Below are 13,537 nucleotides of genomic sequence, written 5' to 3' on the forward strand. Positions count from 1 at the left end.
CGGCATGAGTGATAAGTAAATCCTATTCGCAGTGTGTGACGTTTTGAGCGGACGGCTCGCCACCGGTGAGCAAGCGAATCGAATAAACCATCCACTGATGCATACGGAGGACTCCATTGCGTTGTTTCTTTGGCGCTTAGTGCGGGCTTGTCCTTGGAAACCCAGGCGCAGGCGCATCGGATATGAGCCGATCGAAGAGTTGTGGGAAGCGGCCTTCGACCTGTGTAACGCTGGAACAATCGTTGGTCATGGGTTCAGTTGCTCTGTGCTTCGCATGCAACCCCTAGAGTATGGTTTGTCTAAATGTCCTAGTAAGTGAACGTTTGTAGCAAATTTTCGAAGGGGAGACGTTGCTGATCACCATCACTCTCGAGCCGGAGATTGGTTCCCAACTCGACGCCACGGCGCTCTCCCACCTGCTGCGCAAGCATCCCGGACGCCTGCAAACCTTCGAGCTTTCGGTCGGCAACGCCCATGTGTTCTATCCGGAGTACTCGCCGGAGCGCACCACCGTGGCGCTTCTGCTGGAGGTGGATGCGGTCGGCCTGGTCCGGAACAAGCGTTTCCGTGGCGACAACGGGGTGCTGGACTACTACATCAATGACCGGCCGTTCACGGCGTCCAGCCTGCTGGCCGTGGCCCTGGGCAAGGTGCTTCGCAGTGCCATGACCGAAACCAGCGAGACTTATCCGGAACTGGCCGGGACCCCGTTGCCGCTGCGCCTAGAAGTGCCGGTGGTTTCCACCCGGGGCAGCGACGGCCATGATCTGCTCCGGCGGTTGTTCGCCCCGTTGGGATGGACGATCGAGCAGACGCCCATCGCCCTGGATGACGCCTATCCGGAGTGGGCGGACTCGAGATACAGCAGCTTGGTCCTCACCGGCATGGTGCCGTTGAACCTGGCCCTGCGCCAGCTCTATGTCTTGTTGCCGGTGTTGGACGACTCCAAGCACTATTGGGTCAACGACGACGAGGCCGAGAAGCTGGTGCGCCAGGGCGAGGGCTGGCTGCCCGAGCACCCGGAACGTGCACTGATCTCACACCGGTACCTCGCACACCGGAAGGACCTCGTGGAATCCGCCGATGCAAGGATCGCCGCGGCAGTGCCGGCGACCACGGAAGAAAACGTTGAGCCTGTCCAGGCCCGGGGAAGTGCGGCACCGCCGCTGCGGGTGCAGCGCGCGGAGGCGGTCATCGCGGCGCTCAAGGATTGCGGCGCGCACCGGGTCGTCGACGTGGGGTCGGGACCCGGCGCCCTGTTGCGCCGGTTGCAGAAGGACGGATTCTTCACCCGGATCCTCGGCACCGACGTGTCGGCCCGCTCGCTGGAACAGGCCGCCAAGATGCTGAACCTGGATGAGCTCGCCGATGCGGACAAAGACCGCATCAAGCTGCTGCACAGCTCGGCGGTGTACCGCGACGAGCGGATCGCAGGCTTCGACGCGGTGGTGCTGATGGAGGTCATCGAACACGTCGAGCCGAGCAGGCTGCCGGCTCTCGAGGATTCCATCTTCGCCGGGGCTGCACCACGCAGCGTGATCGTGACGACCCCGAATTCCGAATTCAACCGGCTGTATCCCTCGCTGGCCGCGGGAACCATGCGGCACGAGGACCACCGCTTCGAATGGACCCGGGCGGAGTTCGCCGGGTGGGCCGATGCGGTGGCCGCGCGGCATGGATACGACGTCGAGTACCGCCCGGTGGGCGACGAATCGCCAAGCGCCGGGCCTGCCACCCAGATGGCAATCTTCCGAAAGGAGGGGGCATGAACGAATTGAGGATTCCCGAGGCCGGGTTGGTGCTGCTGGTCGGCGTCTCCGGATCGGGCAAGTCGAGCTTCGCGGCGAAGCACTTCGGGGAGTTCGAGGTGCTCTCCAGCGATATGTTCCGCGGGCTGGTGGGCAACGACCCGAGAGACCAGTCGGTCACCCCGGCGGCCTTCGAAGCGTTGAACTTCGTGGCCGGCAAACGCCTTGAGGCAGGCCTGCTCACGGTCGTGGATGCCACGAACGTCCAGCAGTCCGCCCGGGAGAAGCTGGTGGAGGTGGCCAAGGCGCAGGACTCGCTGGTTTCGGCCATCGTCCTGGACCTGCCGGTCAAGCTCTGCCTGGAACGCAACGCGGTGCGGGCCGGGGGAGCCGTTGCCCCGGCGGTGATCGACCGCCAACTCCGGGTGCTGAAGAAGTCGCTGCGCTCCATGCGCCGGGAAGGGTTTGCCCGGGTGCACGTGCTTTCCACGCCGGAGGAGATCGAGCACGCGGCGATCCACCGCCACAAGCTGCTCAACGACTTCCGCGACCAGCACGGGCCGTTCGACGTGATCGGTGATGTCCACGGCTGCCTGGATGAGCTGGTGATGCTGCTCGAGTCCCTGGGCTACGTGGTGGTGCGCGACGATTCCGGCCGTGCCGTGGATGCCGAACATTCCGAGGGGCGGCGGGCCATCTTCGTGGGCGACCTGATCGACCGCGGCCCCGACTCGCCGGGCGTGCTGCGCCTGGCCATGGGGATGGTCGGCAACGGCCACGCCCTGGCCGTGCCCGGCAACCACGAGGAAAAGCTGGTGCGTGCGCTGCGCGGGCGCAAGGTCACCGCGGCCCACGGGCTGGACAAGACGCTGGAACAGCTGGCCGGCCAGGAAGAGGGCTTTGGCCGCAAGGTCGCGGACTTCTGCGACTCGCTGGTCTCCCACTTGGTGCTCGACGACGGCAAGCTGGTGATCGCCCATGCCGGGTTGATCGAGAAATACCACGGCCGCGCCTCCGGACGCGTGCGGGCCTTTGCCCTCTACGGGCATGTGACCGGTGAGGTCGACGAGTACGGCATGCCGGTGCGCTACCCGTGGGCCAACGAGTACCGCGGGGATGCGGCGGTGCTCTACGGGCACACGCCTGTCACCGAGGTGACGTGGATCAACAACACCGCCTGCCTTGACACCGGTTGCGTCTTCGGGGGAGCGCTCAGCGCCATGCGCTATCCCGAACGCGAGGTTGTCCAGGTCCAGGCGTTGGCGCAGTACTGCGAACCGGGAAGGCCGCTGGAGTCGCCGCGCGGCCCGGAGCGCGAGCCCGGCGTGCTGTCCATGGAGGACGTCTCCGGCGTCCAGTTCCTGAAGGCCGAGGGGCTGGGCACCGTGAAGATCAACGAGGCCCAGGCCGCCGGCGCCCTGGAAACGATGAGCCGGTTTGCCATCGATCCGCGGTGGCTGCGCTACCTGCCGCCCACCATGTCCCCGGCCGAATCCTCGTCGCACCCCGGCTACCTTGAGCACCCGCAGGAGGCGTTCGAGTACTTCAGGCGCCAAGGCGTCACGCAGCTGGTCTGCGAGGAGAAGCACATGGGTTCACGGGCCGTCATGCTGCTCTCCCGCGACCCCGGTCGATTCGATGCGCCCGACGGCTGGTTGGGTGCGTTGCACACCCGGACCGGACGGCAGTTCCTTGATACCGAGCAGGAACAACTTGTACTGAAACAGGCCCACGAAGCCGTGGATCGTGCCGGGCTGTGGGACGAGTTGGGCAGCGACTGGTTGATGCTCGATGGCGAGTTGATGCCGTGGTCGTTGAAGGCGGAGTCGCTGATCAAGGACACCTATGCCTCGGTGGCAGCGTCGGCCATTGCGGCGACTGATGCTTCAGTGGCAGTGCTCGAACGAGCTGCAGGCAACGGCCTTGATGTCCGAGGGTTGCTCTCGCGAACCCGGGCGCGCCAGTCCAATGCACGGGCGTTCCGGGAGTCTTACCGGCGCTATGTGGGTTCGGCCGACGACTTGCGCTTTGCGGCCTTCCAGGTGTTGGCCGCCGAGGGACAGAGTTTCGAGACCCGGGACCACGGATGGCACCTGGAGATCAGCGACAGGCTCGCCGCGGCTGGCCCAGAGCTGTTCGCTCGCACCCGAAACCTGCGCGTGGATCTGGACGAAGAGTCCGACGTCGCAGCGGCGGTGCGTTGGTGGGAGGAGCTTACTGCTGCCGGGTCGGAAGGCATGGTGCTCAAGCCGTGGCAGAACCTCACCAAAGCGAAGCGCGGCTGGGTGCAGCCGGGCATCAAGGTGCGCGGCGGGGAGTACCTGCGGTTGATCTACGGCCCGGACTACCTGGAGGAAGCGAACCTCGAACGCTTGCGCCAGCGTGCCACGGACAAGAAGCGCAATCGTGCACTGCACGAGTACATCCTGGGACTCCAAGCCCTGCGGCTGACGTCGACAAGAGCGCCGCTGTGGAAGGTCCACCAGATGGTCTTCGGGGTTCTGGCTCTGGAATCCGAGCCACTGGACCCCCGGTTGTAGGAGAAACGAGGGAACGCAGCTTCGATGTCGGCACTTGCACCGCTGATCGCCACACGGTCGGCGGTGCTAGTTGATCTCGAGGCTCGGTAGGTCAAGATCGTCTATCTCCAGCAGATCACTCATCGATACGGTCCCGGTTGCACCACGGGCAAACATCTCTTGTACCGCACGTGCCGTGAGGACGCCGGTGGCTCTGGATTGGTTGTTGCCTGAGGCCTCCCGTGTCTGCCCGGTCCGGCGATTCCTGACAACGAGTGACCATCGTTCGCTCCCGAAGGGCGGTACCGCTGAAACCAGCCTGCGGGTCATGGGAATGCGGGCAACCAGCGCAAGAGCATGCGTTGCCGCGGGGGATCCGAGCGCGAAGTAGTTTCTCACCTGGATCCCTCGATCGTTTCCCAGCAAATGGTGGTCGGGGAAATCCGCCCGCAGGTAGCGCCGGATCTGGTCTGCGTCCTTGAACGAGGAAACCTCCCGAAAATTCATCACCCTATGAGCTTCCGGAGGATCCTCGATCGGTGCGCCAATAAGCCGCTGAGTCCATTCGACCGCGGCGGGCCCGTGCTTTTCTCCGGCTCCAAGCATGAGTGCCACATCAATGTCGTCGCCCGGGATGTAGTCCAGGCTTGCCACCAGCATGGTGCTCAGGCCTGGGGCCAGTCCAACCCCGAGAATCATCGACGTGCCCGGAGCCGCGGTGCGCAGTTGCTTGAGGTATTTTGAACTCGCGCTGATGTCCACCAGGGTGCCGGCGCCAACGGCTTGACCCAGATTCGGGTTCTCCACACCTGAGGCATTGATGGTGACGTCATGTTCGCGTGCGGCAGCCGTCAGATCTCCCAGGTCGCTGCCGGAAACATCGATGCTGAGACCATTTTGCGGAGCCCTTCGCCCGGCTGCGGTCACTTGATATCCGGCACCCAAGAGTGCTGTTCGGATATGACCGCCGACTGCGCCATTGGCGCCCAAGAGCAATGCCTTCATTTCTGTCCCCTTCGCTGCCGCCTCGACTTCTCGACAGAACACCGCTTCGAATTCCCAACCATTTAGTTGGTATTTTCACGACACTAACCCACGCGCTTCAAATTTCCAACTAAACGGTTGGAGTTTGAGCTAGGCTGATTTCATGGCCTGGGACACCGAACGAACGCGCGCACTACTCATCGAGGCAGCAACCGCGCATTTTGCGCAACGGGGGCTGGCGGGGACCCGGGTTGACGCCGTGGCGCGCGATGCCGGCGTCAACAAGGAACGGATCTACCAATACTTCGGCAACAAGGAGGGCCTCTTCGACGCGGTACTTACGCACTCCCTTGAGTGCTTCCTGACCGCGGTTCCCCTGGAAGGCGAGGGTGCGAGCGCTATCGGAGAATTCGCAGGGTGCCTGCACGACGAATATGCCGAACACCCCGCACTGCCACGGTTGCTCGCATGGGAAGGCCTCGAGCGTGGGGTGCTCGATGCGGACCGCGACGCCAGAGCCAGAGCCTGCCGCGAGAATGCGGCCATGATCCAATCCGCCTGCCCAGCTCTCGGGGTGGAAGGTTCCGCCCATCTACTGCTCACCGTCGTCTCCCTTGCCACCGCATACTGGACCCTGCCGCAGCTCTCGGATCTCATGCTTGGAACCCGCGTTGAGCATGGTGTGCGGCGCACCGTTCTCGTCGCCCAGATCACCGCCATGGCTTCAGCGTTGGCCGAACGTCCGGAGCGATCGAAGTAAAGATACTCGTAGGCCGTGAATGTACAGGCGCGGCGAAATAGCGTCTCGTGGGTTCCTGGCAAGCTAGGCGCGGCGGCTCAGGATGAGTTGACCCGGACTGGCCCGTTCATCGCGTGGAGCACATCCAGGAACTATGCGCGCACGACCAGGAAGCCCTCAGCTGCTCATGGCTGGAGACCGCGCCACAAGAGCTCGCTCGCGGTCGCAACCAGTTCGTCGGCCGACGTTCCATCAATGAGGCCTCCGGAGGAGAGTGTCGCGATTCCATGGAACGTCGCAAAGGCGACGAGTGCGATGCGATGCGGATCGCCAGGAGCGATCGCCCCCACCTCCTGCGCTGCGATCACGATGCGCATCGTGAGCTCCATCGAGGCATGTCCCGCGGCGAGGAGCTCGGCACGGGCATCGGGTGAATGCTTCAGGCCGAACATGAGGGAGAGGAGCGTGGGCTGGGCGAGCGCGAAGGTGACGTAGCTGCGCGCGAGGTCATCGAAACGACGGCGAACCGCGGCCGGCGTGGTTGCGTTCTCATGCGTCGCCTCATGCAGGAATGCGGTGAGTCGGTTGAATCCGTCCTCTGCAAGCGCGTCTAGCAGCGCCTGCTTGTCCCGAAAATGCCGGCTCGGAGCTGCGTGGCTGACGCCTGCATCGCGTGCCAACTGCCGCAATGAGAGTGCTTCAACGCCTACGGTCTCGATACTGGCTGCCGCGGCTTCGAGCAGGGTTCGGCGAAGATCGCCGTGGTGATAGTGCTGGGTGTCCACTCGATGATCCTACAGGAATGTTGACATTGACAACAACGTCGACGATGTGTTCAATGGTGTCACTGTCAACATTGAACTTATCGACCAAAGGAACCCAATATGACACTGGACCTTAGTGGGGGGGACCACTCTCATCACCGGCGCGAGCTCCGGCCTCGGCGTCGAATTCGCCAAGCGCTTCGCAGCGAGCGGATCCAACCTGGTACTCGTCGCACGACGAGCCGACCGGCTCGAGGCGCTCGCGGCCGAACTACGCGCCTCATCGAACGTGCGGATCGAGGTGATTCCGGCCGATCTGGGTGTCACCGGTGCTGCGAACGCTTTGTGCGCCGAGCTCGAACGCCGCGAAATCCATGTCACCTCGCTGGTCAACAACGCCGGTTTCGGAAGCCACGGCGCGTTTGATGGCGCTGATCCGGACCGCATGGTGGCCGAGATGCAGCTGAACGTGGGAACGGTGGTCGAGCTGTCACGGCTCCTCATGCCGCAGCTGTTGAAGGGTCGTGGTGCACTCATCATGATTGCGAGTACCGCGGCGTACCAGCCGACACCCGGCATGGCGGTATACGGCGCGACCAAGGCCTTCGTATTGAGCTTCACCGAGGCGCTCTGGGCCGAGGCTCGGGGGAGCGGGCTGCGAGTGCTCGCTGTGAGCCCCGGATCCACGAAAACGGAGTTCTTCGATGTGGTTGGCACGAGCGACGCATCGGTCGGTCGACAGCAGACTCCTGCACAGGTGATCGATACCGCGTTCCGCGAGATGGTCAGGGCGAACGGTCGTCCGAGCATCGTCTCGGGTCGGATGAACCACATCACCGCGCTGAGCACCCGCCTGCTCTCGCGCCGAGCCTTGGCGCGGACGAGCGCACGCGTTCTTGGCGATGTCCGCCTCGCAGCGCCCCGCAGAAGCTGAATGACGGATTGACTCTCGGGAGGAACTTTCGATATCGGTCAGGACTTTGTGGGTCGACTTGCCATATCCTGGCATTGAATCGTTATGACTCACTGGCACGGTCATCCCAGGTGGAGGATGGCTGCGGGGAGGGTCTGGCTTTGATTCATGGAGACGTTCTCCAGGTTTCTTCAAACCACTTCTGCTTCGCGATTCGGCTATACATATGTGCCACCATCGGCGACCGTGAGTTTATGGGGCATTGCATCGCCCGCCGGGTTGGCCGGGCTTTGATTCCGGCCCCGCATCGATGATGTGCCGGGAAATGACGCCATCTGGATACATTGTGCACTCAGAGAGGTTGCTGGCCGTCCACGATAGGTGACCGGTAGCCCACCAGCCTGACCGCGGCCGCAGACGTTAACGCCTTGCCCGTTCGGGTGCGCGTCCAAGGAGCCTTGGACCTCTGTGCTTGGCAGCCAATGAATCCTCGGAGGCTGCCAAGCCCGAGGGTGTGCTCCTTGATTGTTCCCCGGTTGCGGAGCAATCGGGGAGCACACCGAATTTGGGTCGGCATTCGCTACAGCGGTAGCGGGGCGTTGCCGACGACGTTCTTCATGACCCGGGTCGAGCTGAGGCGCTGTAAACCGGGGAGCGTGGCCAACCGTTCGTCGTAGAGCCCCAAGGAGACCCGTCGGTGCCCCGGGCGGTCCGTCGCCCGGCGATCATTCGGGAACCCCGAACGCCCGCGGCCTGGCCCGGGGCGCCGCTCTCAGAGGTTGTGGGTGGGACCGGGGGTGTCGTCGTCCTCCAACGGCTGCAGCTTGCTCTCGGGTGGGTAGAGGTTGGACCCGGTGCGATCCTTCAATGTCAGGGTGGCGATGAGCGAGGCCACCACGAGCACGAACAGGTACGTTGAGACGGCGAGTGTGGTGTTGAACCTGCCCACCAGCGCGGTGGCGATCGTGGGGGCGAATGCCCCGCCGAGCACCGCACCGATCGCGTAGCTGATGGAGGCGCCGCTGAGCCGGATGCGGGCGGGGAACAGCTCGGCGTACAGGGCCGGAAGCGGTCCGTAGGACAGGCCCATGACCGCTCCGAAGACCACCAGGGCGACGACGACGAGGCCCACCTGGCCGGTGTCGATGAGCAGGAAGAGCGGGTACAGCCAGGCGAGCATGAACGCCCATCCGATGATGTACATCCTGCGCCGCCCGATGCGGTCGGAGAGCACCCCGGAGACCCAAGTGGAGATGAGCCAGGCCACCGAACCGAGGGTGATGATGTTCAGGATGGTCCCGGCGTTCATGTGCAGGCTTTTGGTGGCGTAGCCCAGGATGAAGCCGCCGGTGAGCATGTAGCCGGCGGCGTTGTTGCCCATGAAGACGAGCGTGGCCTGCACGACCTTGGTGGGGTGCTCGCGGAAAAGGGTGGACAGCGGCGCGGTCTCAGTCTGTTTGGTGGCCTCCAGCTCGTGGAACACCGGGGACTCCTCGACCCGGGTGCGGATGTAGTGGCCGATCAAGATCAGCACGAAGCTCAGCAGGAACGGCACCCGCCAGCCCCAGGCCAGGAACTGCTCGTCGGTGAGGGCAGCGGCGAAGATGGCGGTGACCCCGGAGGCCAGAAGCATCCCGGCGGGGACGCCCAATTGGGGGAAAGCCCCGAACCTGCCGCGGCGTTCGGCCGGGGCGTGTTCGACGGCCATCAGCGCCGCCCCGCCCCATTCGCCGCCGGCGGAGAATCCCTGGATGATGCGCAGCAGCACCAGCAGGATCGGGGCCCACACCCCGATGGTGGCGTAGGTGGGCAGGACGCCGATGAGGGTGGTGCCCAGGCCCATGAGGATCAGGGTGATGATCAGCACGATCCGGCGGCCGTAGCGGTCGCCCACCCGGCCCATGATCACGGCCCCGAGGGGGCGGAACAGGAAGCTGATGCCCACGGTGGCGAAGGAGACGATCGAGGCCATGGGCCCCTGCAGCGGGGAGAAGAACAGCGGGGCCAGGACCAGGGCTGCGGCGTTGGCGTAGATGAAGTAGTCGTACCACTCCACGGTCGTGCCGATCATGGTGGCACCGGCCACCCGGCGCTGTTGCGGGGTCATGCGGGCCGTGTCTGTCGGTCTGGTGTTCACGAGGGTTCCTCCGTCCGGAATCGACGGGCCCGGTCTGGGATTGCAGATTTCCGTGGGTCACCGTCAGGTGGCGGCGGACAGGATGGTGGCCGGCCTCGTTGCCCGCGACACCGCCAATTTTACGGCTTCCGGGCAGCCGAATGATAGGGAAGCGATGCCCCGCCCTGCCACGGAAACCGTGGGCCGTCCCAGGCCGGACGCAGGTGCTCCTCCCGGCAGGACCCCGGACACGATCCGGCCGGGAACCCGATCCTCCGACGGCGCATCCGGCCGGGTTGCGGCCACGACCGAGATGCCTCGGCCGCCCGAGCCGCCCACCCCGCCACAGGAAAGAGTCCGGGTGCCGGTCACCCATGCCAACGGGATGGCCACCTTTTTGTAGGCCGAAGCGGAACCGGTCAACCACCGGTAACGATTTGGCGCGGGCTATCGAGGACTGGAGGTTCACCGGCCCGGCACCGCCTGGAAGCTGCGGCGGGCAGCTGCATGCTTCCACTCGGCGCGCCAAGCGCCATCAGGTGTCTTCCACACCCCGAGCCTGCCGCAGAAAGGGAACGTGGAGCACGGCCAAACCAAGACCGGATGCGAGCGGTCACCGGGTGGTAGGGGGGAACCACCATGTCGACCGGGACAAGGGGCTTGTGACGAGCCGGGCCCGGGTTCGGGAGCACGGAGGGTGGGCGGCCCGGCCCTCGTCGTCTTGGACTCTGTGAAAGAGGAGGGCAGCGCACTACCCACGTCGTTGACTTCTTCCTCCCACATTTCAGGGACCCGGGAGGCCACCACAGGATCACCACCCGGAGGCCAGGGCAGAACGTGTGCCAGCACTTCTGCCCAAGAAAGCAGGAACGAGTTCGTAGTCGTTGGAAAGGACGTCGGCAAACCGGCACGGATTGTTGGGGGCGTATGTAGGTCGCCCCCATGTTCAGATGTGCCCTTAGCGGTGTTTCCGAGTGGACGGGTTATTTCGTGGTGTTTGGGTGGAGTGTGTGGACGTCGAACGACAACACTGTGTTTCCATCGGCTTTGAACAATATTCCGGCTCCGTGGGACGGCTCACAATGCCGGTGCCTGGGGTAGCACGCTTGTGGGCAACGACCTCGAGGTCGCCCTCCATGCGGTGGAAGGTGGAGGCATTCGCCAGAGGATCGAGCGTCAGCGCTTCCCGTCCCTGGAGGACGGTGGTTCGCGGCACGGCCAAGCCCCTGTCCACCCCTTGCGGGCGTTGGAGGTACCGGAGCTAATCTCGAATTCAGTGCGACGAAGCGGCTTCCGTTAACGGCGATGACTCAACGAGCAGCGTGCCCGCCGATGGTCGAATTGCGCAGCGCATTCTGCTTGAGCAGCTGCAGCCTGAGAGTACGGGCCTTTTCCATGTGCGCGCGAGCGATGGTGCTTGCCGCCGCGGAGTCCTGTGCCTCGATGGCCTGCACCAGTGCGGCGTGTTCCCCCAGGGATTCGGCCCAGCGGTCCGATACGGAAAGCGTGGAATGCGGGGCGTGGATCAGGTGCGTGGACAATCGGTCCAGCAGGTCCCTGAGGACCGGGTTGTGGGCGCAGTTCCACACCGCCGCGTGGAATTCCAGGTTCGTGACGATCCTGGTGTGGTCGTCAGGATCCTCAAGCGCACGGTCGCGCTGCAGCAGCGCCTCGAGCTGCATGAGGTCGGCAAATTGCCGGCTCTTGGCGGCCTGCCCGGCGGCCTCGGCCTCCAGCAGGATCCTCATGTCGTAAATCTGGATGACCTGCTGAGGGTCAATCTGGGGAACCTGAAGGCCCCGGGCGACCCGCTCCAGGAGTCGTTCCTGTTGGAGGCGGGAGAGCGCCTCCCGGACCGGGGTCCGGGAGACGCCGAAGCGTTCTGCGAGGGACGTTTCGCGCACCGGGGTGCCAGGAGGATGGACTCCGGACAGGATCTCCCCGCGCAAGGTGAGAAAAATGCTTTCCCCGTCGTTGCGCGGCGAGGCGATGGCATTTGTCATGTTCGGGTTCCTCGAGAAGCTGTGGTTTTGGCGATGCGGTTATCTGAGATTCTACGCGAGCGAACCGGCGCGCCTGCCGAAGACGCAGCCCGCGGCAAGGCCCGTTCCACCCGGGTAGTTGGTGCTGAAGAGCCCGCCAAGCATTTCACCGGCAACGTAGAGCCCGCCGATGTGCGCCCCGTCGCCGTTGAGTACCCGGCCGTGGGTGTCGGACTTGATGCCGCCGAAGGTGAAGGTGATTCCGCAGGTGACACCATAGGCGTAGAACGGACCGGTTTCCAGCGGGGCCGCCCAGTTGCTCTTCACCGGTTCGGTGGCGGCCTTGCGGCCGTCCTTGACGGTCGGGTCGAACGCCTTTTCGCGGTCGATCGAGTCGTTGAAGGCGTCGATGGTCTTGGCCAGCGCCTGCGGTTCGATGCCGATCTTTGCCGCCAGCTCCTCGATGGTGCCGGCGCTCTGCACGGAGATGCCCGGCATGTCGTATTCCTCCTCGCGGAGCATCGGGCGCAGGCTTGCGTCAAAGATCTGGTAGGCCACCGAGCCTGGCTGCTTGAGGATTTCCTTGCCGTACTTTGCATAGGTGTAGTTGCGGAAGTCAGCACCTTCGTCGAGGAACCGCTTGCCCTCGGTGTTCACGATGACGCCCAGCGGGTAGCTCTGCCGGGTCAGGCGGTTGGTGAGTTCGCGGTTGCTTTCGTTCCGTGCGGTGAACGCATCCCACTGCACGGAGTGGCAGGTGCCCCAGTCCCCGCCCTTGGCGGCGCCGATGGCCAGGGCGGCGGCGATCATGTCTCCGGTGTTGTAGGGCGTGCCGCGGACCTTCGCGTTTTCCCAGCCCTCGCCCAGGTGCTCGCGGCGCCAGTTGGCGTCTGCCTCGAATCCGCCGGCCGTGAGGACCACCGATTCGGAGCGGATTTCCCGGCTTCCCTCATCGGTTGAGACGACGACGCCCACGACCTTGCCGTCTTCGACGATCAGTTCGGTGGCCGCGTGCCCGTAGCGGACGTCGATGCCAAGCTCGGTGGCCACCCGGGTGTGGTCTGCGATCAGGCCTTCGCCGCCGCCGACGTTTCCGACATGCAGCCCGCCCCAGAAGAGGAACGATCCGTCCGCGCGTTCGTAGGCCTGGCGCTCGTACATCAGGCGGTACTTCAGGCCCAGGTCGTTGAGCCAGCGCAGGGTCGACTGGCTTTCGGCGATCAGGACCTCGGTCAGTTCGGGATCGTTGCGGCCCTCGGTGACCTTGGCGAGGTCTGCGGCGTATTCCTCGGCGCTGTAGGCGGGCACAACCGTGCGATCGTGCCGATCGTCGGATACGACCAGGCCCTTCAGGTCATCCAGGCCATCGTGCACGATGCGGGTGGCGCCGGCGGTGTAGAAGCTGTTGCCTCCCGCCATTTCCTGCTGGCCCTTTTCCAGCAGGATGACCGAGCGGCCACGGACGGCTGCTGCGTGGGCCGCCGTGAATCCCGCGTTTCCCCCGCCGACCACGATGACGTCCGCCTGGCCTGTGCTGTTTTCTTGATTCCGGGACATTTTTTCCTCTCAAACGACAATTGGACACCAATGTATACAACTGTATGCAACTAATCAAGCTTCCATGAAGATCCGCTTCGAAGCCCCGCGGGGGCGGAACACTAGGAGAATGGACCCCCGCAGCGTCGTGCGTGGGGGGGGGGGGGGGGGGTTGGGGGGGGGGGGGGGGGGGGGTGTTGAAACCCCCCACGCACCCCACTGGGGGCCCCCCCCCA

At 64.6% G+C, this 13,537-nt stretch carries 9 protein-coding genes; 4 read left to right on the forward strand and 5 right to left on the reverse strand.

Features of this window, described 5'->3' with window-relative positions; genetic code table 11:
• The first annotated feature begins 350 nt into the window (after window positions 1–350).
• Together ACIQLF_RS18115 and ACIQLF_RS18120 are read left to right on the forward strand one after the other, a co-directional pair.
• Window positions 351–1,769, forward strand: a complete 1,419-nt coding sequence (locus ACIQLF_RS18115) for a 3' terminal RNA ribose 2'-O-methyltransferase Hen1 (RefSeq protein ID WP_400301491.1) — start codon at window positions 351–353, stop codon at window positions 1,767–1,769.
• Window positions 1,766–4,288, forward strand: coding sequence for a polynucleotide kinase-phosphatase (locus ACIQLF_RS18120; RefSeq protein ID WP_400301494.1), 2,523 nt, complete (start codon window positions 1,766–1,768; stop codon window positions 4,286–4,288). The genes ACIQLF_RS18115 and ACIQLF_RS18120 overlap by 4 nt, the downstream gene beginning before the upstream one ends.
• Before the next feature lie 66 nt (window positions 4,289–4,354).
• On the opposite strand, the gene ACIQLF_RS18125 is transcribed toward ACIQLF_RS18120, so the two are convergent.
• Window positions 4,355–5,272, reverse strand: coding sequence for a hypothetical protein (locus ACIQLF_RS18125; RefSeq protein ID WP_400301497.1), 918 nt, complete (start codon window positions 5,270–5,272; stop codon window positions 4,355–4,357).
• Between the two features lie 142 nt (window positions 5,273–5,414).
• On the opposite strand from ACIQLF_RS18125, the gene ACIQLF_RS18130 reads away from it, so the two are divergent.
• A complete protein-coding gene (locus ACIQLF_RS18130) occupies window positions 5,415–6,011 on the forward strand; it encodes a TetR/AcrR family transcriptional regulator (RefSeq protein WP_400301499.1) in 597 nt (198 codons plus the stop codon).
• 164 nt (window positions 6,012–6,175) lie between these two features.
• On the opposite strand, the gene ACIQLF_RS18135 is transcribed toward ACIQLF_RS18130, so the two are convergent.
• Entirely contained in the window at window positions 6,176–6,775 is a 600-nt protein-coding gene (locus ACIQLF_RS18135; protein WP_400301502.1) for a TetR/AcrR family transcriptional regulator, read from the reverse strand.
• 115 nt (window positions 6,776–6,890) lie between these two features.
• Between ACIQLF_RS18135 and ACIQLF_RS18140 the strand changes: the two genes are divergently transcribed.
• Window positions 6,891–7,688: an SDR family NAD(P)-dependent oxidoreductase gene (locus ACIQLF_RS18140; protein WP_400301505.1), complete on the forward strand. Its 798-nt coding sequence runs from the start codon at window positions 6,891–6,893 to the stop codon at window positions 7,686–7,688.
• A gap of 751 nt (window positions 7,689–8,439) precedes the next feature.
• Here ACIQLF_RS18140 and ACIQLF_RS18145 read toward each other — a convergent pair.
• The 3 genes from ACIQLF_RS18145 to tcuA all read right to left on the reverse strand — a co-directional run bounded on the left by ACIQLF_RS18145 (window position 8,440) and on the right by tcuA (window position 13,322).
• On the reverse strand, window positions 8,440–9,774 hold the full coding sequence (locus ACIQLF_RS18145; RefSeq protein ID WP_400301589.1) for an MFS transporter: 1,335 nt from the start codon (window positions 9,772–9,774) through the stop codon (window positions 8,440–8,442).
• 1,319 nt (window positions 9,775–11,093) lie between these two features.
• Window positions 11,094–11,786: a GntR family transcriptional regulator gene (locus ACIQLF_RS18150; protein WP_400301508.1), complete on the reverse strand. Its 693-nt coding sequence runs from the start codon at window positions 11,784–11,786 to the stop codon at window positions 11,094–11,096.
• 51 nt (window positions 11,787–11,837) lie between these two features.
• Window positions 11,838–13,322 (reverse strand): FAD-dependent tricarballylate dehydrogenase TcuA, encoded by a 1,485-nt coding sequence (gene tcuA / locus ACIQLF_RS18155; protein ID WP_400301511.1) that lies wholly within the window; start codon window positions 13,320–13,322, stop codon window positions 11,838–11,840.
• Window positions 13,323–13,537: the final 215 nt, after the last annotated feature.

It is taken from the genome of Paeniglutamicibacter sp. NPDC091659 (genome assembly GCF_044756805.1).
Taxonomy (GTDB): Bacteria; Actinomycetota; Actinomycetes; order Actinomycetales; family Micrococcaceae; genus Paeniglutamicibacter.